This is a genomic window from Bradyrhizobium erythrophlei (assembly GCF_900129425.1).
Taxonomy (GTDB): domain Bacteria; phylum Pseudomonadota; class Alphaproteobacteria; order Rhizobiales; family Xanthobacteraceae; genus Bradyrhizobium; species Bradyrhizobium erythrophlei_C.
The window spans coordinates 1,472,942-1,495,705 of sequence record NZ_LT670817.1 but is presented as its reverse complement, the minus strand read 5'-3'; the positions used below and the strand labels follow the sequence as shown (position 1 = coordinate 1,495,705).

20 protein-coding genes are annotated in these 22,764 nt (G+C 64.3%); 14 read left to right on the top strand and 6 right to left on the bottom strand.

The window, feature by feature from the left end; all coding sequences use genetic code 11:
• Positions 1–4: 4 nt before the first annotated feature.
• A complete protein-coding gene (locus tag B5527_RS07075) occupies positions 5–1,162 on the bottom strand; it encodes an A/G-specific adenine glycosylase (RefSeq protein ID WP_079600656.1) in 1,158 nt (385 codons plus the stop codon).
• Between the two features lie 197 nt (positions 1,163–1,359).
• Here B5527_RS07075 and B5527_RS07070 point away from each other — a divergent pair, with 197 nt between their 5' ends.
• From B5527_RS07070 to B5527_RS07035, 8 genes are all read left to right on the top strand, one after another.
• A complete protein-coding gene (locus tag B5527_RS07070; RefSeq protein WP_079600655.1) occupies positions 1,360–1,839 on the top strand; it encodes a DUF721 domain-containing protein in 480 nt (159 codons plus the stop codon).
• A gap of 119 nt (positions 1,840–1,958) precedes the next feature.
• The gene (locus tag B5527_RS07065; protein ID WP_079600654.1) at positions 1,959–2,615 is read left to right on the top strand and encodes a DsbA family protein; all 657 of its coding nucleotides are present in this window, start codon (positions 1,959–1,961) and stop codon (positions 2,613–2,615) included.
• Between the two features lie 302 nt (positions 2,616–2,917).
• Positions 2,918–6,382: a chromosome segregation protein SMC gene (gene smc, locus B5527_RS07060; RefSeq protein ID WP_079600653.1), complete on the top strand. Its 3,465-nt coding sequence runs from the start codon at positions 2,918–2,920 to the stop codon at positions 6,380–6,382.
• Positions 6,383–6,512: 130 nt separating this feature from the next.
• On the top strand, positions 6,513–7,490 hold the full coding sequence (locus tag B5527_RS07055) for a small ribosomal subunit Rsm22 family protein (RefSeq protein WP_079600652.1): 978 nt from the start codon (positions 6,513–6,515) through the stop codon (positions 7,488–7,490).
• A 275-nt stretch (positions 7,491–7,765) separates the two neighbouring features.
• Positions 7,766–8,326 carry a LemA family protein gene (locus B5527_RS07050; protein WP_079600651.1) on the top strand — a complete coding sequence of 187 codons (561 nt, stop codon included), beginning with the start codon at positions 7,766–7,768 and terminating at the stop codon, positions 8,324–8,326.
• A 141-nt stretch (positions 8,327–8,467) separates the two neighbouring features.
• Positions 8,468–9,679 (top strand): M48 family metallopeptidase, encoded by a 1,212-nt coding sequence (locus tag B5527_RS07045; RefSeq protein ID WP_079600650.1) that lies wholly within the window; start codon positions 8,468–8,470, stop codon positions 9,677–9,679.
• Between the two features lie 304 nt (positions 9,680–9,983).
• A complete protein-coding gene (locus B5527_RS07040) occupies positions 9,984–10,742 on the top strand; it encodes a hypothetical protein (RefSeq protein ID WP_079600649.1) in 759 nt (252 codons plus the stop codon).
• A 59-nt stretch (positions 10,743–10,801) separates the two neighbouring features.
• Positions 10,802–11,470, top strand: a complete 669-nt coding sequence (locus B5527_RS07035; protein WP_079600648.1) for a hypothetical protein — start codon at positions 10,802–10,804, stop codon at positions 11,468–11,470.
• A gap of 154 nt (positions 11,471–11,624) precedes the next feature.
• Here B5527_RS07035 and B5527_RS07030 read toward each other — a convergent pair whose 3' ends face one another.
• Positions 11,625–12,164, bottom strand: a complete 540-nt coding sequence (locus tag B5527_RS07030; protein ID WP_079600647.1) for an adenine phosphoribosyltransferase — start codon at positions 12,162–12,164, stop codon at positions 11,625–11,627.
• A gap of 144 nt (positions 12,165–12,308) precedes the next feature.
• Complete coding sequence (locus B5527_RS07025; RefSeq protein ID WP_079600646.1) at positions 12,309–14,474, bottom strand: anthranilate synthase component I; 2,166 nt, start codon at positions 14,472–14,474, stop codon at positions 12,309–12,311.
• A 340-nt stretch (positions 14,475–14,814) separates the two neighbouring features.
• On the opposite strand from B5527_RS07025, the gene B5527_RS07020 reads away from it, so the two are divergent.
• Positions 14,815–15,024: a GDCCVxC domain-containing (seleno)protein gene (locus B5527_RS07020; protein WP_079607128.1), complete on the top strand. Its 210-nt coding sequence runs from the start codon at positions 14,815–14,817 to the stop codon at positions 15,022–15,024.
• 111 nt (positions 15,025–15,135) lie between these two features.
• Complete coding sequence (locus B5527_RS07015) at positions 15,136–16,137, top strand: VOC family protein (RefSeq protein WP_079600645.1); 1,002 nt, start codon at positions 15,136–15,138, stop codon at positions 16,135–16,137.
• A 132-nt stretch (positions 16,138–16,269) separates the two neighbouring features.
• On the opposite strand, the gene B5527_RS07010 is transcribed toward B5527_RS07015, so the two are convergent.
• The 3 genes from B5527_RS07010 to petA all read right to left on the bottom strand — a co-directional run bounded on the left by B5527_RS07010 (position 16,270) and on the right by petA (position 19,903).
• Positions 16,270–16,944 (bottom strand): dienelactone hydrolase family protein, encoded by a 675-nt coding sequence (locus tag B5527_RS07010; RefSeq protein WP_079600644.1) that lies wholly within the window; start codon positions 16,942–16,944, stop codon positions 16,270–16,272.
• Positions 16,945–17,239: 295 nt separating this feature from the next.
• The gene (locus tag B5527_RS07005) at positions 17,240–19,309 is read right to left on the bottom strand and encodes a cytochrome c1 (RefSeq protein ID WP_079600643.1); all 2,070 of its coding nucleotides are present in this window, start codon (positions 19,307–19,309) and stop codon (positions 17,240–17,242) included.
• A gap of 66 nt (positions 19,310–19,375) precedes the next feature.
• Complete coding sequence (gene petA, locus B5527_RS07000; RefSeq protein WP_079600642.1) at positions 19,376–19,903, bottom strand: ubiquinol-cytochrome c reductase iron-sulfur subunit; 528 nt, start codon at positions 19,901–19,903, stop codon at positions 19,376–19,378.
• Between the two features lie 275 nt (positions 19,904–20,178).
• Here petA and B5527_RS06995 point away from each other — a divergent pair, with 275 nt between their 5' ends.
• The 4 genes from B5527_RS06995 to hemF all read left to right on the top strand — a co-directional run bounded on the left by B5527_RS06995 (position 20,179) and on the right by hemF (position 22,719).
• Positions 20,179–20,649 carry a tRNA (cytidine(34)-2'-O)-methyltransferase gene (locus tag B5527_RS06995; RefSeq protein WP_079600641.1) on the top strand — a complete coding sequence of 157 codons (471 nt, stop codon included), beginning with the start codon at positions 20,179–20,181 and terminating at the stop codon, positions 20,647–20,649.
• Positions 20,646–21,278 (top strand): 7-carboxy-7-deazaguanine synthase, encoded by a 633-nt coding sequence (gene queE, locus B5527_RS06990; protein ID WP_079600640.1) that lies wholly within the window; start codon positions 20,646–20,648, stop codon positions 21,276–21,278. Before B5527_RS06995 ends, queE begins: the two co-directional genes overlap by 4 nt.
• A 10-nt stretch (positions 21,279–21,288) precedes the next feature.
• Positions 21,289–21,654 (top strand): 6-pyruvoyl trahydropterin synthase family protein, encoded by a 366-nt coding sequence (locus tag B5527_RS06985; protein WP_079600639.1) that lies wholly within the window; start codon positions 21,289–21,291, stop codon positions 21,652–21,654.
• Between the two features lie 177 nt (positions 21,655–21,831).
• Positions 21,832–22,719, top strand: coding sequence for an oxygen-dependent coproporphyrinogen oxidase (gene hemF / locus B5527_RS06980; RefSeq protein ID WP_172842496.1), 888 nt, complete (start codon positions 21,832–21,834; stop codon positions 22,717–22,719).
• Positions 22,720–22,764 lie beyond the last annotated feature (45 nt).

Genomic DNA, 22,764 nt, shown 5'->3' with positions numbered 1-22,764 from the left:
ACGGCTATACATTCCCGGAGAGCCCATGCGCGATCACCTTGCGCATGACATTCGGCAGCGCCTCGTCCTTCAGCGTCGCGATCGGCACCCAGCGCATTCCCTCCGGCGCGCGGGTTCGCGCAGCAACGGCGGCGGCGTAGATCACAAGCTCGAGCGGGAAATGCGTGAAAACGTGCGTGACCACGCCTGCCTTGCGACGCCAGCGCGTAATGCCTTTCAGCGCCGGCGCCTGCTGCAGCGCCGCTTTGTCGTCCTGCACGTCGAGCCAATGCGAGGTCGGCACTTCGGTCATGCCGCCGAGCAGGCCTTTTTCCGGGCGGCTGCGGACCAACAGCTCATCGCCGCGCGTGACCACGAATGCCGCCCCCCGGCGCAGCGCCCCGGTTTTCTTCGGCGCTTTACGCGGAAAGGTCTCCTGATCGCCCCGCGCGCGCGCCACGCAATCATCGTTGAGCGGACACAGCGCGCAGGCCGGCTTCTTCGGCGTGCAGATCGAGGACCCCAAATCCATCAGCGCCTGCGCGCTATCCCCGGCGCGCGACTCCGCGTCCCCGGCGCGAGACTTCTCGTCGCGGGCGCGCGGATTTGTTTCGCCCGGTCCGAGCAGCGTCATCGCCATCTGCTGGATCAGCGGCTTGGCCTGCGGCAGCGGCTCCTCGACCGCGAACAGCCGCGACACCACGCGCTCGATATTGCCGTCGACCGGCATGGTCCTTCGGCCGAAGGCGATCGCGGCAATTGCGGAAGCCGTGTACGGCCCGATCCCCGGCAGCGCGCGCAAAGCCTCCTCGGTCTCCGGAAACGCGCCGCCGTGATCGCGCCGCACCGCCACCGCGCAGGCGTGCAGATTGCGCGCGCGCGAATAATAACCGAGCCCGGCCCACATCCGCAGCACGTCGTCGAGCGAGGCGCGGCCGAGCGCGTCGACATCGGGCCAGCGCGCCAGGAATTTCAGGAAATACGGCCCCACGGTTTTGACGCCGGTCTGCTGCAGCATGATTTCCGACAGCCAGACGGCATAGGGATCGGCGCGTTCGCCCGGCAGCGGCCGCCATGGCAGCCGGCGGCGATGGCGGTCGTACCAGGCCAGCAGCAGCGCCGGGCGGGCGGTTTCCTCAGAAACTTCGCGACGCTTTGCCTTGGCGATTGCACGAGAATTCATAAAACCACTGTAGGGGCGGAGCGCCAATCTCTCCACGTCATGCCCGCGCTTGTCGCGGGCATCCACGTCTTTCTTTTTTCAGCGATTCAAGACGTGGATGGCCGGGACACCTGACGCGAAGACGCGCTTCGCGCTTTTGCCCGGCCATGACGGTTGAGGGAGTTCCGCCCACGCCATGCTAAGTGTTATAGAACGCCATGGCCAAACCCGGTCCGATCAGCGCCAAGCCGCTTTCCGTCCTGCTCAGCGACGTGTTTTCCGACGCTTATGCCAAGCAGGGATTCGCCGCGCGCGAACTGGTGACGCGCTGGGCCGACATCGCCGGCTCTGAAGTCGCCGCCCATTCCGAGCCCCTGAAGATCCAGTGGCCGCGGCCGGTGCAGGGACAGCCGCAGGAACCGGCCACGCTGGTGCTGCGGGTGGAGGGCCCGATGGCGCTGGAAATCCAGCACGCCTCCGACGTCATCCTGCAGCGCGTCAACCGCTTCTTCGGCTGGAGCGCGGTGGGGCGGCTGGCGCTGCGCCAGGCCCCGCTGGCGCGCCGGAATCGGCCTCCGGCGTCCCGCACCCCCGACGCCAGCGCGGTGGCGAAGGTCGCGGAAACCCTGTCTTCCGTCGAAGACGAAGAATTGCGGGCGGCGCTGGCGCGGCTCGGCGCCTCGATCAAGCGAAATTGAGCCAGCCGCCACGTCCGGCCGGCGCGGCCTGCCATTGCCACGATTGTCGTTTCAAGCTAGCCAGCTAGTTCTTCTATAGGTCCTTTGGGCGTGAATGCGCCAATCCGGGAGTTTTTTCGTTGATCATCACCCGCCGCGCCTTCACCGCCGCCCTGTCGCTGACCGGGCTTGCCGCTCTCATCGGGTTCTCGCCGCTGCGTTTGATCGCGGACGCGATGGCGCAAAGCGCCGCCGATGTGGCCAAACCGGTGTCGCTGCCGGACATGGCGCTCGGTCCCGCCAACGCTTCGGTGACGATCACCGAATACGCGTCGATGACCTGCCCGCATTGCGCCGCCTTCAACAAGGATGTGTTCCCGAAAATCAAGTCGGAATATATCGACACCGGCAAGATCCGTTACGTGTTCCGGGAATTTCCGCTCGACATCAAGGCGGCGGCAGGCTCGATGCTGGCGCGCTGCATCGCCAAGGACGATTCGGCGAAATATTTCGCGGTGGTCGACATGCTGTTCCGGCAGCAGGACGATTGGGTGATGAAGAACACCACGGAAACGCTGACCCGGATCGGCAAGCAGGCCGGCCTCAGCCAGCAGGCGGTCGAGGACTGCCTCAAGGATCAGGCGCTGCTCGACAAGATCGCCGCCGATCAGAAATATGCCAACGAGGTGCTGAAGGTGAACTCGACGCCGACCTTCTTCATCAATGGCGAGATGATCAAGGGCGAAACCTCGTTCGAGGAATTCGACAAGAAGATCAAATCGATGCTGAAGAGCTGATCGATTCGTCCTCGGTCTGCCGTTTTGGCGGCCTGGCCGATAGCTGGCTTTCACTGTTGCGGTATGGATTTTCGGTTCCGGCGTTGGCCGGGCGCCCTGCTCGAATGTTCCCCTGAAGCGCCGGCATAAGCCTTACAAAAGCCTTGGGAAAAGCCCCCGGCGGCGGTTGCCCTTGGGGCCCGGCCTCGCCATTGTCGCGGCCATGAGAGGCGCCAAAAGCGACTCGCCCACACACCGACATTGCCTTCTATGGTATTGTCCCGGCAGGGAGATTCGCGTCCTGCCAACAGAGCATCGTGCCCATGAAGCTGACCCGCCTTCGCCTCCACGGTTTCAAGTCGTTCGTTGAACCCACCGACTTCGTGATCGAACCCGGTCTCACCGGCGTGGTCGGACCCAACGGCTGCGGCAAATCCAACCTGGTCGAGGCGTTGCGCTGGGCGATGGGCGAGACCTCGCACAAATCGCTGCGCGCCGCCGACATGGACGCGGTGATCTTTGCCGGCTCCGGCAACCGTCCGTCGCGCAACCATGCCGAAGTGGTGATGACGATCGACAATTCCGATCGCTCCGCGCCGGCGGCCGTGAACGACCGGGAGACGCTGGAAATTTCGCGCCGGATCGAACGCGATGCAGGCTCGGTCTACCGGATCAACGGCCGCGACGTACGCGCCCGCGACGTGCAGATCCTGTTTGCCGACGCCGCCACCGGCGCGCGCTCGCCGGCGCTGGTCCACCAGGGCAAGATCGGCGAGATCATTCAGGCCAAGCCGGAACAGCGCCGCCGTGTGCTGGAAGACGCTGCCGGCGTCGCGGGGCTTCATGCCCGCCGCCACGAGGCCGAATTGCGCCTCAAAGCCGCGGAAACCAACCTGACCCGCGTCGAGGATGTGATCGGGCAACTGGCCGGACAGATCGACGGCCTGAAGAAGCAGGCGCGGCAGGCGATCCGCTACCGCGAGGTCGCGGCCAAGGTGCGCAAGGCCGAGGCGCTGCTGTTCCATCTGCGCTGGCTGGAGGCCAATGCCGGCGTGGCGGAAGCCACCACTGTCCACGACCTCAGCGTCCGTGACATGGCCGAGCGCACCCGCGAACAGGCCGAGGCGGCCCGTATCCAGGCGGTGCGCGCCTCGGAACTGCCGGCGCTGCGCGAGGCCGAGGCCCGTGCCGCGGCCGGCCTGCAGCGGCTCACCAATGCACGCGAAACGCTCGATCGCGAGGAAGAGCGCGCCAGGGAGCGCGTCGCCGAGCTCGATCGCCGGCTGACGCAGTTTTCGGCCGATATCGCCCGCGAGCAGCAGCAGACCTCCGACGCCGAGGTGGCGCTGCAGCGGCTCGACACCGAAGACAGCGAGTTGAAGGAAGAAATCAAGTCGCGCGTTGAAAAACGCAGCGGCGTTGACGAACGGGTTTCCGAGGCCGAGGCGACACTCGCCGCCGCCGAACGCCTGTTCACGGAACTGACCACCGCCCTTGCCGACCTCACTGCCAAGCGCAATCAGTTCGAGGGAAGCGTGCGCGGCCATCGCGATCGGCTGGCACGGCTCGATCAGGATATCGCCAACGTCGCCGGCGAAGAGCAGAAGCTCGAACAGGAAACCCGCGGCCTCGGCGACCTCGCGGCATTGGCCGAGGCCATGGAGACCGCGCAGCTCAGTCTCGCGGAGTCGGAAGCCACCGCGCAGGCTAACGAAGCCGGCCACATCGACGCGCGATCGAGGCTGGAAGCCGCCCGCGCGCCGCTCAACGAGGCCGACAAGCGCGTGCAGCGGCTCGAGACCGAAGCGCGCACGATCTCCAAACTCGTCAACGGCGAGACCAAGAATCTGTGGCCGCCGATCATCGACGGCGTCACCGTCGCCAAGGGCTATGAGAAAGCGCTTGGCGCCGCTCTGGGCGACGATCTCGACGCCCCGGTCGATCCGTCGGCGCCGATGCGCTGGACCAATTCGGGCGTCACCGAAGGCGATCCGGCGTTGCCCGATGGCGTCGAAGCGCTTGCCGCGCATGTCGATGCGCCGTCCGAACTGGCGCGGCGCCTCGCCCAGATCGGCGTCGTTGCCAGGGACCGCGGCGCGGAGTTAGTGTCGCAGCTGAAGACCGGCCAGCGGCTGGTATCGCCGGAAGGCGATGTGTGGCGCTGGGATGGGTTCGTCGCCGCGGCCCACGCGCCGACCGGCGCGGCGCGGCGTCTGGCCGAGCGCGCGCGGCTGGTCGATATCGAACACGAGCTTGAACAGGCCCGCACCGATGCCGGCGCCAAGCGTCAGGCCCTGGAAACCGCCGAGGCCGAGCTCAAGGCCGCCTCCGCAGCCGAGACCTCCGCGCGCGATGCATGGCGCGCCGCGCAGCGTGAGGCCGATGCGGCACGGGAACGCCACGCCAATACCGAGCGCGAGATCAACCGCCACGCCGCGCGGAAGTCGGCGCTGACCGAAGCTCACAGCCGTCTGCACGCCGACCGCGTCGAGGCCGAGAGCGCGCATGAAAGTGCTGCCGCGGCGCTGGCCGAATTGCCGCCAAGCCTCGACACCGAAACCCGGCTCGCCGCGGTGCGCACCGACATCGACGGCCATCGCCGCCTCGCCGCGCAGGTACGGGCCGAAGCACAGGCGCTGGCGCGCGAAGCCGAACTGGCGGATCGCCGCCTGCAGGCGATCACCGCCGAGCGCGGCGAATGGCAAAGCCGCCGGCAGAGCGCGGCCTCGCAGATATCGACCATCGAAGCCCGCATCACCGAGGTCAAGGCCGAGCGCGCCGAACTCGACAATGCGCCCGCGATATTTGCGGAAAAGCGCCGCGCCCTGATCAGCGAAATCGAGTCCGCAGAAAGCGCCCGCCGCGTCGCCGCCGATGCGCTGGCCGCCGCCGAAAGCCTGATGGCGGAAACCGACCGCGCCGCCAAGATCTCGCTGGAGGCGCTGTCGAGCGCGCGCGAAGCGACCGCCCGGGCCGAAGAGCGCCTGGATGGCTCCAGGCGGCGCCTCATCGACATCGAGCGCGAAATCCACGACATGCTGGAATGCGAGCCGCATGCTGTGGCCGGCCTCGCCGAAATCAAGCCGGATGCGGAGTTGCCGCCGCTTACCGAAATCGAGGAAAACCTGGAAAAGCTGCGCCGCGACCGCGAGCGGCTGGGCGCGGTCAACCTGCGCGCCGAGGAAGAGTTGCACGAGGTCGAAGCCCAGCACACCTCGCTGACCACCGAGCGCGACGATCTGGTGGAAGCCATCAAGCGGCTGCGCCAAGGCATCCAGAGCCTCAACCGCGAGGCCCGCGAGCGGCTGTTGACCTCGTTCGAAATCGTCAACGGCCATTTCAAGCGGCTGTTCGTGGAATTGTTCGGCGGCGGCGAGGCCGCGCTGCATCTGATCGAAAGCGACGATCCGCTCGAGGCCGGCCTCGAAATCATCGCCAAGCCGCCCGGCAAGAAGCCGCAGACGCTGTCGCTATTGTCAGGCGGCGAGCAGGCGCTGACCGCGCTGTCGCTGATCTTCGCGGTGTTCCTCACCAATCCGTCGCCGATTTGCGTGCTGGACGAAGTCGACGCCCCGCTCGACGACCACAATGTGGAGCGGTTCTGCAGCCTGCTGCACGAGATGACCTCGACCACCGAGACCCGCTTCATCATCATCACGCACAACCCGATCACGATGGCGCGGATGAACCGGCTGTTCGGCGTCACCATGGCCGAGCGCGGCGTCTCGCAACTGGTCTCGGTCGCGCTCGACGAAGCGGTGAAGATCCTCGACCAGCACGTGGCGTGATGATTTTTGTTTGATCGTCATTCCGGGGCGGCGCATCGCGCCGAACCCGGAATCTCGTTCCTCCAAGCTCGAGATTCCGGCTCTCGCGCTGCGCGCGATGCCGGAATAACGTGCGGGTGAACGGCATGCGATGACCGCTCCCGACCTACCGGCCGAGTTGAAAGCAGCGCTCGACGCCAGGCTGCAGGGCCTGTCGCGCAGCGACGCGGCCGAACGCGCCGCGCTGATCTCAAGGACCTATCGCGGCGGCGGCGGCTCGGGCGCGATCAGGTCGGAGGCCGATGCGCTGGCCTATGCGCTGGCGCGGATGCCCGCGACCTATGCCGCTGTCATTGCAAGCCTGAACGCGCTCGCTGAGATCACGCCGGACTTCGCGCCCCAAAACCTGCTCGATGTCGGCGCGGGGCCGGGAACGGCGAGCTGGGCCGCGGCCGAAGCTTTTTCATCGCTGCAAAGTTTTACGCTGCTGGATGCCAACGACGCCTTGCGCGCGCTGGCGCTCGATCTCGGCAGCGGCAGCACGCGCCTGCGCGGCATGACATATCAACGCGGCGAAGCCCGGGCCGCGCTCGCGGATGCCGAGCCGGCCGACCTTGTGGTGGCAAGCTACATGATCGGCGAAACAAGCGAGGCGGAACAACGCGCGCTCACCGAGTTGATGTGGGCAAAAACCCGCGACACGCTATTGATCGTCGAACCCGGCACGCCGGCGGGCTACGCCCGGATAATCGCAGCGCGCGCGCAGCTGATCGAATCAGGCGCGCATGTCGTAGCACCCTGCCCACATGACGGCCGCTGTCCGCTGACGGCGCCGGACTGGTGCCATTTCACGCAGCGGCTGCCACGCTTGCGCGCGCACAAGCAGATCAAGGGCGCCGAACTTCCCTTCGAAGACGAAAAATTCAGCTATGTCGCGCTGACGCGCGCGCCGGCGACCCGCCATCCCGCCCGGGTGCTGGCGCAGCCTGCCGTCAGCAAGGTCGAAGTATCGGCAAAACTCTGCACGCCGGATGGCGTCATCATCGCAACAGCGCCCCGCCGCGCCAAAGCGGACTATGCGCGGGCCCGGCGCTGGCGCTGGGGCGACGCGGTGATGGAGGAAGGTTAACGGGCCGACGTGCCCCGGATGCTGCGCAGCGCGCCGCACTTGCGGCGTGGTGCGCTGCTGATCCGGGGGTCCATCCATCCTCCAGGCGAGGACTGGGTCCCGGCTCTGCGAAGCGTACTGCGCACCGCATCGCGTCCGGGACACGTACCGCCCTTGAACTTATCCCGCCTTGCGCCCGACCAAGGGGATACCCACCTCGTGGCGGCTGCCGCGCGGGCTTTTTTTCGTCTAGGGTTACCTGCCCTCCTTCGAGGTCCCATCAGGAGTTGTTGGCCATGTCGACCGGCTGGATCGTTCTCGGCGTTATTGTGGTTCTCGTTCTTTTTGCGTTCGCGGCCTATAACCGGCTGGTCGCGCTCAGCCAGCGCGTCGGCCAGGCCTTCGCCGATATCGACGTGCAGCTGAAGCAGCGCCACGACCTGATCCCGAATCTGCTGGAGACCGTGAAGGGCTACGCCGCGCACGAGCGCGGCACGCTCGACGACGTGGTGAAGGCCCGCAACGCCGCGATGTCGGCGCAGGGACCCGGACAGGTCGCCGCCGCCGAGAACCAGTTGAGCGGCGCGCTCGGCCGGCTGATCGCGCTGTCCGAGGCCTATCCGGACCTCAAGGCCAACGCCAACTTCCAGCAACTGGCAAACGAGCTGTCGGACCTCGAAAACAAGATCGCCGCCAGCCGCCGCTTCTTCAACAACGCAGTCCAGGAATACAACACCGGCATCCAGCAGATGCCTGCGGCGCTGTTCGCCGGCATGTTCGGCTTCACCCGCAAGGATTTCTTCGACCTCGGCGCCACCCGCGCCGAAGTCGAAGCGGTGCCGCAGGTGAAATTCTGAAGTGATGTCGGCCCACTCCAGTCATTCCGGGGCGATGCGAAGCATCGAACCCGGAATCTCATCCGAGTCAAACATCTCGAGATTCCGGGTTCGCGCTTTCAGCGCGCCCCGGAATGACGGAACCTAACAGAGCAGCGCATCATGGCCGCGTACGGACTTTACACGCACATCGCATCGAACAAATTTCGCTCGATGCTGCTGCTGGCCGGACTGTTCGTCCTGGTCTACGTCATGGTCTATGCCGGCGCACTGATCGCGGAAGTGGTGAACTACAGCGGCGCGCCGGTCGACTATTATCTGATGGCGGCCGCGCGCGACCTCGTGACGGCGCTGCCCTACGCGACCGGCGCCGCCGTGCTGTGGATCGTGATCGCCTATTTCTTTCATCAATCGATCGTCGACGCCGTGACCGGCGGCGAGGACGTGACGCGGCAGCAGCAGCCCCGGCTCTATAATCTCCTTGAAAATCTCTGCATCTCGCGCGGCATCCCGATGCCGAAGCTGAAGATCATCGAAAGCGACGCGCTGAACGCGTACGCCACCGGGCTCAACCAGCGGCAATATGCCATTACCGTCACTACGGGCCTGTTGAATGCGCTCAACGACCAGGAGGTCGAGGCGGTGCTCGGCCACGAGCTCACCCACATCCGCAATGGCGATGTGCAGATGATGGTGATCGCCGTGATCATCGCCGGCGTGGTCGGCTTCTTTGCCGAACTGTTCTTCCGGACGTTCACCAATCTTGGCTATTATGGCGGCTATGGCGGTTACGGCCGCGGCGGGTCCTGGTCATCTTCATCTTCATCTTCATCCTCATCTTCTTCGGACGGCGACAGAAAAAGCTCCGGCGGCGGCGCCATCGTCGTCATTATCATCGCGGTCGCGCTGATCGCGCTGGCGTGGCTATTGTCGCAGCTGGTGCGGCTGGCGCTGTCGCGGTCGCGCGAACTGCTGGCCGATGCCGGCTCGGTCGAACTGACCAAAAACCCGGACGCCATGATCTCGGCGCTGCGCAAGATCGAGAACCGCGGCGAACTGCCCGGCGCCACCTCAGCGGTGATGGAATTGTGCCTCGACAACCCGCGCGAGGGTTTTTCCGACCTGTTCGCGACCCATCCCTCGGTGGATGCCCGGGTCCAGGCGCTGGTGAAATTCGCCGGCGGACACGATCCCGGACGGCTGGCGCTGCCGTCGGATACGGCCGATGGACCAGACGATCAGCCGGCAGATGGCCAGGCCCGGGCACCAGCGCCCTCCGGTCCATGGAGCGATGCCAGGGATCCGGCCGACGCAACGCCCGGTACCTCGCCGGGCCCGTGGGGCAATGCTCCCGGCCCGTGGGGGCCTCGCTGAGGCATCGCTTTCCGCTGACATGACAGGCATTTTTGGCACGCCACTCGGGGAACAGCCCCTGTGCCCCAACTGCACCACGTTAATGACATCGGCAGGATCAGCCCTGCGGCGATCGAATGAATTTGAATTCTCCCTTGTTTCTGCCATGTTCGCGCCCAAAGCAGGGATCGGGAGGTTCCGATTGCTCCCAGCGATCGGAAATTCGGGGGTATGATCCGAGCCGACGGCGGTTTTCCGCCAACAGACGGCCTGGTTTGTTCTAGGATCACGCCTCGATCGGAAAACGGGTGCGTGAGGGAAGTCTATGGCGAAGCCAGTCGTGATTGTGGTAGGCGCTGATAAGGGCGGGGTCGGCAAGACCACCGTCGCGCGCACCTTGCTGGACTATTTCAGCGCCAACAGTGTGCTGACCCGCGCGTTCGATACGGAGTCGCCGCGCGGCACCCTGAAGCGCTTTCATCCTGAAATCACCGAGATCGTCGACATGACGACGACTTCGGACCAGATGAAGATTTTCGATACGCTGAATTCATCGGGCCCCTCGGTCACCGTGATCGACGTCCGCGCCGGCCTGCTGTCGCCGGCGCTGGCCTCGTTGCGCGACATCGGCTTTCTCGACGCTGCGAAGTCGGGACAGATCACCTTTGCCGTGTTCCACATTCTCGGCCCGTCGATCGCCTCGCTGGACGAAATCGCCGAAACCGCGAATTTCATGCAGGGCGCGAAATATTTCCTGGTGAAAAACTTCATCAACAACACCAGCTTCTTCGAATGGGACCAGGCGACCTACAATTCCTATTTCCACCGCATCAAGGACGCCACCGAACTCACCATCCCCAAGCTCAACGAAATGGCCTATGAACAGGTCGAGGTCGCCTCGGTGCCGTTCCTCCAGTTCGTCGCCAACAAGGGCGTCCGTGACGAGGCCGCCAACTATTCGTTCGTGCTGCGCGGCTATGTCCGGCACTGGCTCGCCAACGTCTGGAGCGAATTCGACCGCATCAAGCTGACCGACCTGGTCGGATCCGGCAAACTGGCGGCCGCGCGCGGCGGCGAAAAATAATTGCACGCTGGATGTTATTTGGCTGGATTAGGCACAAATTTCGCCCGATATAGCGCCTGATGCGCACCACGCCCGTCTACATCATCTGCTCGCCCCGCCCGCTGGTCGGCAAGACGCTGATCGCGCGGCTGTTGAGCGAGTTCCTGCTGCTGAAGAACGGCGCGGTCGCTTCATTCGACATCAACCTCAAAGAGCCGTCGCTGCTCGAATATCTGCCTGGCATAACCGAGACGGCCGAGGTCGACGATACCTTCGGCAAGATGTCGCTGATGGATCGCCTGATCGTCAATGACGGGATCGCCAAGGTGATCGATCTCGGCTTTCATGCCTTCGACGAATTCTTCAAGATGTCCGAGGAAATCGGATTCTTGAAGGAAGCGGCGCGGCGCGGCGTCGCGCCGATCATCCTGTTCGTCGCCGATACCGACCGCGTCTCGTCGCGCGGCCACGCCATGCTGCAGCAACAGATACCGGCGACCGCCCTGGTTACCGTCGACAACGAGTACGTGGTGCGCGGCGAACTGCCGGCGGCGATGGCCGATGGCCGGATCCTTCGCATCGCCGCGCTGCCGGTGTTCCTGAAAACCTATATCGACCGGCTGGCGTTCTCGTTCACGGCCTATCTGCGCAACGAGAAGGATACATCGACCGAACTGCATCAATGGATCCGCAAAAACTACTTCAGTTTCCGCGAGCTCGAGCTGAGCTTGATTTTGCAGGGGTCTTAGTTCTTCTCCCTCGCCCCGCCCTTGCGGGGAGAGGGTTGGGGTGAGGGGCTCTCACCGCAATTCTGAAAATGAGACGAAAGCTGTACCCCCTCACCCGAAATTCGCTACCGCGAATTTCGACCTCTCCCCGCAAGCGGGGCGAGGTTAAGGAAGATCAATGCCCGTCGAACGCCATCAGCGTTCGCACCGGCACATCCATCGCCCGCAATTTTGCCGCGCCGCCGAGGTCCGGCAGGTCGATGATGAAGCAGGCCGCGACCACATTGGCGCCGATCTGGCGCATCAGCTTGACCGCGCCCTCCGCCGTGCCGCCGGTCGCGATCAGGTCGTCGACCAGGATGACGCGCTCGCCGGGATGAATGGCGTCGGCGTGCATTTCCATTTCATCGAGGCCGTATTCCAGCGAGTAGGCGATCCGCACCGTGGTATGCGGCAGCTTGCCTCGTTTGCGGATCGGCACGAAGCCGGCGGAGACCTGATGCGCCACCGCGCCGCCAAGAATGAAGCCGCGCGCCTCGATGCCCGCGACCTTGTCGATCTTGTTGCCCGCCCAGGGATGCACCAGTTCATCGACCGCCTGGCGGAAGGCGCGCGCATCGCCCAGCAGCGTGGTGATATCGCGAAACAGAATTCCGGGCTTCGGGTAGTCCGGAATGGTGCGGACGGTGGCCTTCAGATCATATTCAAAAGTCATCGGTATCTCTTTTCCATCTCTTCGTCATTCCGGGGCAATGCGAAGCATTGAACCCGGAATCTCGAGATTCCCCGATGTGCAATTGCACATCTGAGGTCTGGTGCTGACGCACCATCCCGGAATGACGTGCGTGAAACCTTGCATTCAATTCCCCGTCACGCCAAGCCGAAATGCGTTCTCGACGATACGCAGGCCCACTTCGCCGCCGAGCGACATCAGCGACTCCGGATGAAACTGCACGCCGCCGACCGGCAGGGTCTTGTGCTCGATCGCCATGGCGACGCCGTCCTCGGTGCTCGCCGTCACCGCAAGCACCTCCGGCATGCTGTCGCGCTCGACATAGAGCGAATGATAACGGCCGATCACGATTTCATTGGGCAGGTTCTGCATCAGCCGCCCACCGCGGACCTGAATCTGCGACGGCCGTCCATGCGCGGGCTGGCGCAGCTGGCCCAGTTGCCCGCCGAAATACTCGCCGATCGCCTGCACGCCGAGGCAGACGCCGAAGATCGGCAGCTTGTCGCCGAGCGCGGCCTCGATTGTTTTGGCAATCGCAAAATCTTCCGGCCGTCCCGGACCGGGCGACAGCACCAGCAGATCCCAACGCCTCTGCTTTAGCATTTCCAATGCGTGCACGTGCCTGACCACGGTCACGGTGGCGCCGACCTGGCGGAAATAATCCGCCAGCATGTGAACAAAGCTGTCGTCATGATCGATCAGCAGCACCTGCTTGCCGGAACCGGTGGCATCCGGTGCGAACGCCGACAGCGGCTTTGGGGGATCGCCGCGCAGCGCCTGGAACAGCGCCGCCGCCTTGACCTGGCACTCGCGATCCTCGGCGGCGGGATCGGAATCAAACAGGCAGGTGGCGCCGACCCGCACTTCGGCAAGGCCGTCCTTCATCCGGATGGTACGGATGGTCAACCCGGTGTTGATGCTGCCGTCGAAATTCACCGCGCCGATCGCGCCGGCGTACCAGCGCCGCGACGAGCGCTCGTTGTCCTCGACGAACTGCATCGCCCACAATTTCGGCGCGCCGGTCACCGTCACCGCCCAGGCGTGGGTGAGGAAGGCATCGAGCGAGTCGAAGCCGGGCCGCAAAATGCCTTCGACATGATCGACGGTGTGAAACAGTTTAGAGTAGGTCTCGATCTGCCGCCGCGCCAGAACTTTAATTGTTCCGGGCACGCACACCCGTGCCTTGTCGTTGCGGTCGACGTCGGTGCACATGTTGAGTTCGAATTCGTCTTTCTCCGAATTCAGCAATTGCCGGATCTGTTCGGCGTCGCCGATCGCATCGACGCCGCGTGCGATGGTGCCGGAGATCGGGCAGGTCTCGATCCGCCTTCCGTCGGAGCGCACGAACATCTCCGGCGATGCCGCCACCAGGAATTCGCCGTCGCCGAGATTCATCAGCGCGCCGTAAGGCGACGGATTGATCCGGCACAGCCGCTGGAACACTTCCGCCGGCGAGCGCTCGCAGGGTTCGGCGAACAGTTGCCCCGGCACCGCCTCGAACAGATCGCCGCGCGCGAACGCGGCGCGCGCGGTTTCGACGGTGGCCTGATATTCGCCGGGCGCGTGGTCGGCAAATCCCTGCCGCGGCGTTTGGGCGTAGATGCTTTGCTCGGTGTCGCGCGGCAGATCTTCCGACGATTTACCGTTCCAGGCAAAGTCGTAGCTCAGCACCACGCCGCGCCCGGTGGCGCGGTCATAGGCCAGCAGCCGATCCGGCACGTAAAGCACGATGTCGCGCTGGTCGGGTTCGCGGGCGCGCTTCTGCACGAGGTCCTCGATCTGGAACACCAGATCGTAGGCGAACGCGCCGAACAGGCCGAGCAACGGATCGTCGTTGGCGCCGAGCGCCGCTACGAGATCGCGCACCAGCGACATCACGCTGGCGCGGCGGGTGCGCTGGTCCTCGTCGACCGGCGCCGCGCCGCGCCGAATATGGCCGGCCAGCCGGGTGGCGCTTGTCTCGGTCACCACGACGCAGGGTTCGCGGAGCGCGTCGCCGAGAAAGGCGATTAATACCTCGCCGCGCGCGTTCAGCGCCTGCAGTGAAAAGTCGGATCCCGTGGTTTCCAGCCGCAGCGGCGGATCGGAAAAGCCGAGGTCGAAGCTCTCATAGCGGCCCGGCACCGTTGTGCCCGACGACAGAACCACGCCGCGGCGGCGATCGAGCAGGTCGATCAGGTCATCGAGCCTTTTGGCGCCGCCGGAGAACTGCTCCACCGACCGTGTGACGGCGAGGCCGCCACGGGTGCGATATTCGCTGCGGGCCGGCAGGGAGAAAACGGTCCTGTTCATGTGATCCTCTTACGAAACTTGCGGAGGGAACGCCACACAGGACAAACGAAAAGGCCGTCGCACTGCGATGACGGCCTCTGACGATTGGTTGAAATGAAATCGCACCGGCCACCTCTAGAAGGTGGGCCACCAAAGACGGGTCTTGCGGACGGCGGTGTTCATGGCCGGATAAACACCATGGCGCGGCGGGGGCGTCAAGGGGACGAAGGCCGCGGACGCACGGGGGACGGGCTGGTATCTTTCACCCCGTGCCTTGCCCGTGCCCTTCCGGTCCAATTGCAGACCAGTATTTATGGTAGCGGGAATCCGCCTGATCAAAGCTGGAAATACGGAACAAGCAATGCAACTGGAATCCGTTCTGACCTGCCCGCAATGCAGGTTTCAGTCGACCGAGCCGATGCCGACCGATGCCTGCCAGTTCTTTTATGTCTGCAGAGGTTGCGGACAGAAGCTCAAGCCGCTGCCCGGCGATTGCTGCGTGTTCTGCTCCTATGGCTCGGTGCCCTGTCCGCCGATTCAGGAAAGCGGCAAAAGCCAGTGTTGTCCCTGACGGCGGGCGCACTGCGGCCCACTCTGGCCGCCAACCGCATCTTTTGGTGTTGAATCCGCAAAATATGCGTAGGATTCATCCAAAAGCATCAGCGGTAAGCGGAGGCGCCCGATGGCGTTGCAGGCTCTGGGATATGCGGGGTTCGGATCGGCCGATCTCGACGACTGGCGGCAGTTCGGGACCGGTTTGGTCGGCCTGCAGGCGGTGGAGCGCAGCCCGTCGCTGCTGGCGTTCCGGATGGACGACCGCAAGCAGCGCATCGTCATCGACCGCTCGCTGCCGGAAGGCACGCGCTTTTTCGGCTGGGAGGTTGCCGACGCGGCGGCGCTGGACGAACTCGCGGCCCGGCTGGAAAAGCATCAGGTCAATGTCGTCGCCGAACCGCAGACCCTTGCCGACAACAGACGTGTTCGCGCCTTGATTTCGTTTCGGGATCCCGCGGGCAATCGCCTCGAGGCATTCTACGGCGCCGAGATCGACGAGACGCCGTTTTGCCCCGGCCGTTCGATTTCGGGTTTCCGCACCGGTCCGCTCGGCCTCGGCCACGCCGTGCTGACGGTCGAGAACATCGACGCGGTGATGCCGTTCTATGTCGACGTGCTCGGCTTCGGGCTCAGCGACTACATGCAAAAGCCGTTTCGCGCCTACTTCTTTCACATCAACGCACGGCATCACAGCCTCGCTCTGATCGAGACCGGCAAGAACGGCATGCATCATCTGATGGTGGAGCTGTTCTCGCTCGACGATGTCGGCCAGGCCTATGATGTCGCCTTGAACCAGCACGAGCGCATTCGCGTCACGCTGGGCCGCCACACCAACGATCTCATGACGTCGTTTTACGCCAGGACGCCGTCGTCCTTCATGGTCGAGTGCGGCTGGGGCGGCAGGGAGATCGATCCGCCGACCTGGCAACCCTTCGAACTGAAGGACGGCCCGAGCCTGTGGGGACATGAACGGGTCTGGCTGCCGCCCGCCGACCGCGAAGTGGCCCGCGAGATGCGGATGCGCGCCGCGGCTTCCGGCCTGCGCGCGCCGGTCCAGGTGATGTCAGGCAATTACAAACTGCTGTCGGGAACGTGCCCGTGGTGGGATGGGGTCAGCAAGGCTCGCTGACGGCTAGCAGGAACTCCGCTCCTCATGGTGAGGAGGCGCGCCAGCGCCGTCTCGAACCATGAGAGCCCGCCCCTCTCCTCCTTCGAGACGCGGCCAAGTGGCCGCTCCTCAGGATGAGGTCCCCCAGTTACTTCACCCCAAATGCTTTTTGAAAAACTCCGTGGCCCGGCCCCAGGCCAGTTCGGCGGCGGCGCGGTCGTGCACTGATTGGCGCTGCTCGTTGACGAAGGCGTGTTCGGCGTCATAGCGGAACAGTTCGAGCGACTTGCCGGCGGCCTTCATGGCCTTCTCGAAGCCGCCGACCAGCTCGGGCGTGCACCAGTCGTCCTTGTTGGCGAAATGTGCCTGCAGCGGAATTTTCACGTCCGCCGGCTTTGCCGCCTGCTCCGGCGGAATGCCGTAGAACACCACGCCCGCGGTCAGCTCGGGAATCCTGGCGGCGCCGATGATAGTGACCGCGCCGCCGAGGCAGAAGCCGGTCAGCCCGACCTTGGCGCCGTTCCTGGCGAGGAATTGCGCGGCGCCGCGCACGGTCTGCGTGGTGGCGTCCATGAAATCCAGCGAGTTCATTTCCTTACCCGCGGCGTCGGTGTCGTGATACGGCACCACCTTGCCCCCGTAGAGATCGGGCGCCAGCGCGTCGAAGCCGGCCAGCGCGAAGCGGTCGCACAGCCCCCTGATCTGCTCGGAAAGCCCCCACCATTCCTGGATTACGACCACGCCCGGCGCGTCGCCACGGCTGGCGTTGACGAGATAACCGCTGGCGTCCTTGCCGTCCGGCCGCTTGAAAGAGATGCTGGTACCCATAGGTTCCTCCGGGTGATTTTCTGGGGATGCTCTGCTGGCGGCCATTTTGTCCGCTGCGCGGTCGGGAAGCAATCACCAAGCGCAGCGGACTCCTGCCCCGGATGCTGCGCAGCGCGCCGCTTTTGCGGCGTGATGCGCTGCTGATCCGGCGCCCATCGAACCCGCACAATGAAAGGTGGGGCCCGGCTCAGCGGAGCAGCGCGAGAGCGCTGCACCGCGTCCGGGGCACGTCGTCGTCCAACAAAAAAGCCCCCGCAGGGGCTTCTTCAAATTCACGTCATATCCCCGCCCAAGGTCAGTGCGCGTTGGCCCAGACCTTCTTCTTGGTGAAATACATCAAGCCCGCGAACAGGATCAGGAACACGAACACCTGCAGCCCCACCCGCTTGCGGGCCTCCATGTGCGGCTCCGCGGCCCACATCAGGAACGTAGTGACGTCGTGGGCGTATTGCGCGACGGTTGCCGGCGACCCGTCGTCAAACGTGACCTGGCCGTCGCTGAGCGGCTTCGGCATCTTGATGGCGTGGCCGGGAAAATATTTGTTGTAGTAGGAGCCATCGGGGATGGTCACGCCCGCCGGCGGCTTGTCTTCAAAGCCCTGCAGGATGGCATCGACATAGTTCGGGCCCTGCTCCTGAAATTGCGTGAAAAAGTCGAACACGAATTTCGGGAAACCGCGCTCGTAGGAACGCGCCTTGGTGATCAGCGACAGGTCGGGAGGTGCCGCGCCGCCATTGGCCGCGCGCGCGGCCTGCTCGTTGGGAAACGGCGAGGGGAAATAATCGGCGGGCCGGCCGGGCCGCTCGAACATTTCGCCCTGGTCGTTCGGGCCGTCCTTGATCTTGTATTCGGCGGCCAGCGCCGCCGCCTGCGCTTCGGAATAGCCGGGGCCGCCGGGATCGGCGAGATTGCGGAACGCGATATACGACAAAGCGTGACAGTTGGAGCAGACTTCCTTGTAGACCTTCAGCCCGCGCTGCAGCGACCCGCGATCGAACTTGCCGAGCGGACCGGCGAACGACCATTGCTGCGATGGCGGCACTGCCTGTTCGTCGGCCCGGGCGGTCTGCGCGCTTCCGGCGAACAGCGCCCCCGCGACCATCAGCGCGATCACCGTGGACACCATCGGCGCCGACTTGCTTCCGGTTTTCGCCAGCACGTCGTCGGCGATCGAGTTCGGAAGCGGGCGCGGCCTCTCGATCCGGCTCAACAGCGGCAACAGGATCAGGAAATAGGCGAAGTAGCAGAAGGTCAGCACACGCCCCGCGATCACGTAGATGCCTTCGGGCGGCTGCGCGCCGAGATAGCCCAGGAGCACGCAGACGATGACGAACATCCAGAAGAACTGCTTCGCCAGCGGGCGGTATCTGGACGACCGGGTCTTCGCGGTGTCGAGCCAAGGCAGGAACGCCAGCACCAGGATCGCCGAGAACATCGCGGTCACGCCGGCGAGCTTGTTGGGGATGCTGCGCAGGATTGCGTAGAACGGCAGATAGTACCACTCCGGCACGATATGCGCCGGCGTCACGCCGGGATTGGCCGGAATGTAGTTGTCGGCGTCGCCGAGATAGTTCGGCATGTAGAAGATGAACCAGGCGAAGAAGATCAGGAAGCAGGAAACGCCGAACAGGTCCTTGATGGTCGCGTAGGGCGTGAACGCCACGGTGTCCTTTTCCGTCTTCGGTTCGACGCCGGCCGGATTGTTCTGACCCGCGACATGCAGCGCCCAGATGTGCAGCCCTACCACGCCGGCGATCACGAACGGCAGCAGGTAGTGCAGCGAGAAGAACCGGTTCAAGGTCGGATTGCCGACGGAATAGCCGCCCCACAGCAGGGTGACGATGCTCTCGCCGAAATAGGGAATGGCGGAGAACAGGTTGGTGATGACGGTGGCGCCCCAGAAGCTCATCTGGCCCCACGGCAGCACGTAGCCCATGAAGCCCGTCGCCATCATCAGGAGGTAGATGATGACGCCGAGAATCCACAGGATTTCGCGCGGCTCCTTGTACGACCCGTAATACAGGCCGCGGAACATGTGGACGTAGACGGCGAGGAAGAACATCGAGGCGCCGCTGGCGTGCATGTTGCGCAGCAGCCAGCCGTAGTTGACGTCGCGCACAATGCCCTCGACCGACCTGAAGGCCAGGTCGGCGTTCGGCGTGTAATGCATCGCCAGGACCACGCCGGTCAGGATCTGCACCCCGAGCATCAGCGAAAGGATGGCGCCGAAGGTCCACCAGTAGTTCAGGTTGCGGGGTGTCGGGTAGGCCACGAACGAGGAGTGGACGAGACCCATAATCGGCAGACGCCGCTCAATCCATTTCAAGGCGGGATTGGTCGGCTGGTAGTCGGATGGTCCGCTCATGATGCGATCCTGAGGAAGTATAAAAGCGACGCGACGGGCTTAAGGTCTCGGATATCGATCCGGGGCTTAGCCAATCTGGATTTTGCTGTCGGATACGAATTGATAGGGCGGCACCGCCAAGTTGGCGGGCGCAGGTCCCTGGCGAATGCGACCCGAGGAGTCGTATTGCGAGCCGTGGCACGGGCAGAAGAAGCCGTCGTAATTGCCCTCATGGGCGATCGGGATGCAGCCGAGATGGGTGCAGATGCCGATCACGACCAGCCACTGGTCGTGGCCCTCCTTGACTCGGGACTGGTCGGTCGCCGGATCGGGAAGGCTCGCAACCGGTACCGCGCGCGCCTCCTCAATCTGCTTCTTCGTGCGGTTCATGATGTAGATCGGTTTGCCGCGCCAGAACACCTTGATGTCCTGGCCCGAGGCGATCGGTGTCAGATCGACTTCGATCGGCGCGCCGGCCGCGATCGTCGAGGCGTCCGGATTCATCTGGGAAACAAACGGCCAGAGGGTTGCCAATCCGCCCACCGCGGCGGCGGCTCCCGTTGCAACAAAAAGGAAATCACGGCGTGTCGAGCCCGCCGAAGACGCTGTCGTCACGATTCCAAACCCTTTCTCAGCTGCAGCCGGTGGAACCGCCCCAGGCAACGCACACACGAAGCAAGGGAGGATGCCGGCGCCCGCGACCCCGCGGCGGCAGAAAGACCACTTTTCCCAGCCAATCGGGCGGAACAAGCAGTCCAGAATCGTTCTATTGGCACCCTTGCCGGAAGAGCGCAAGCCCGCTATCGGCTCATCAGCGTGCAATGCACTAATTCCGCGCTGAGCGGCGATTTATTCAGACATTTCATGGGGAGCCGAAGGGCCGTCGACAAATGCAGATTGCACTTTTCCAGCCTGACATCCCCCAGAACACCGGGACGATTCTTCGTCTCTGTGCATGCCTTGACGTGACAGCCCATATCATCGAACCCGCCGGTTTTCCGGTATCCGATCGGCATTTCCGCCGGGCCGGCATGGATTATCTCGACCAGGTGACCATCATGCGTCACGACTCGTGGTCAAAATTCGAGCAATGGCGTAACGATAGCGGCCATCGGCTGGTCCTGTTCACAACCAAGGGCGTCAGTTCATATCTTGGTTATCGCTACGGCCCGACCGATATTCTGCTGTTCGGGCGCGAATCCGCAGGGGTACCCGACGACGTCGTCACCGCTGCGGACGCGCGGCTGGTGATCCCGATCAAGCCGGGCTTGCGCTCGCTCAATGTCGCGATGGCCGCCGCCATGGCATTGGGTGAAGCGCTGCGGCAAACCAGTAAACCTTCCAGGGAGGCGGCCCGGTGAGCTACGCGGTCAAGGAGATTTTTCTGACCTTGCAGGGCGAAGGCGCGCATGCCGGCCGCGCGGCGGTGTTTTGCCGCTTCGCGGGCTGCAATCTCTGGAGCGGCCGCGAGCAGGATCGCGCCAATGCGACCTGCAAGTTCTGCGACACCGATTTTGTCGGAACCAACGGCACCCTCGGCGGCCGCTATGCGTCGGCCGAGGCGCTTGCGGATACCATCGCCGCGCAATGGACCGGGACGGCGGGTCACCGCTACACGGTGTTGACCGGCGGCGAACCCTTGCTGCAGGTGGATATCGCGCTCGTCGATGCGCTGCATGCGCGTGGCTTTGCGATCGGCGTCGAGACCAACGGCACGATCGCCCCGCCCGATGGCGTGGACTGGATTTGCGTCAGCCCAAAAGCAGGCTCAGACCTGGTGATCCGGCGGGGTCACGAACTCAAACTGATTTACCCGCAGGAAGATGCGGCGCCGGAGGCCTTTGTCGATCTCGCCTTCGAGCGCTTCTCGCTCCAGCCGATGGATGGACCGGACGTGATCGAAAACACCGCGCGCGCGGTCGACTATTGCCTGAGCCATCCGCAATGGCGGCTCAGCCTGCAGACGCACAAGACCCTTGGCATCAGATAGCGGATTTAGAATGTGGGAGCTGACAAAATCGTTCCGGTTCGAGGCGGCGCATGCGCTGCCGGGAACGGCGCTGGGTGCGGCAAGCGAGGAAATCCACGGCCACTCCTTCCGCGCCGAGGTCACTGTGCGCGGCACGCCCGATCCCTTGACCGGGATGGTGCTGGATCTCGGCCTGCTGGAGCGTAGCATGGCGGAGGTGCAGAAAATGCTTGACCACAAACTGCTCAACAAGGTCGAGGCGCTGGGGCCGCCGACGCTGGAGAACCTGTCGCGCTTCGTCTGGGAGCGGCTTCAGCATGCGGGCCAGATCGCGCGGGTAAGCATTCACCGCGACAGCTGCGGAGAGAGCTGCACTTACTACGGACCGCAGGGCTAGGTTTGCATGATCGTCATTGCGAGGAGCGTCGCGACGAAGCAATCTATCTTTCCCGGTATTATTTCCGGGTTGCTTCGCTGAGCCTGTCATCGGGCGTGCATTCGCGCGATCCGTTGGCTCGCAATGACGGGGAAAGATGGTCCGACCCACTTCATCCGCCGACATCAGGAATTGCCTATGGACATCTCCGTGATCGAGGATCGCAAAGCGCGCGCGCGGGCCTGGTTCGAAACCTTGCGCGACGACATTTGCGTGGCCTTCGAGAAACTCGAAGACGAGGCGCCGGCGTTGCTTTATCCCGGACCCGCGGGGCGTTTCACGCGCACGGCCTGGGACCGCACCGACCATAGCGGCCGGCCCGGCGGCGGCGGCGTGACGTCGGTGATGCGCGGACGGCTGTTCGAGAAGGTCGGCGTGCATTGCTCCACGGTGCACGGCGAATTCGCGCCCGAGTTCCGCGCCCAGATCCCCGGCGCCGCCGACGATCCCGCCTTCTGGGCGTCGGGCATCTCGGTGATCGCGCATATGCGCAATCCGAACATCCCCGCGGTGCATATGAACACCCGCTTCGTCGTCACCACCAAGGCCTGGTTCGGCGGCGGCGCCGATCTGACGCCGGTGCTCGACCGGCGGCGGAGCCAGGAGGATGCCGACACGGTTGCCTTTCACGCCGCGATGCAGGCGGCCTGCGATGCGCATACGGCCGTTGCCTCTTACGAAAAATACAAAAAATGGTGCGACGAATATTTCTATCTTCCGCACCGCAAGGAGCCGCGCGGCATCGGCGGCATCTTCTACGACTGGCACGACAGCGGCGATTGGGACGCCGACCTCGCCTTTACCCAGGACGTCGGCCGCGCCTTGCTGAAGACCTATCCCGAAATCGTCAGGCGCAATTTTGCGGCGCCATGGAACGCGGCCGACCGCGAAGAGCAACTGATCCGGCGCGGACGTTACGTCGAATTCAATCTGCTCTACGACCGCGGCACCATCTTCGGGCTGAAGACCGGGGGCAATGTCGATTCGATTCTGTCGTCGATGCCGCCGGAAGTGAAGTGGCCATAGACCACAATCGACGATTGTCGTATGACTTCGCCAGCCGACCAGTAG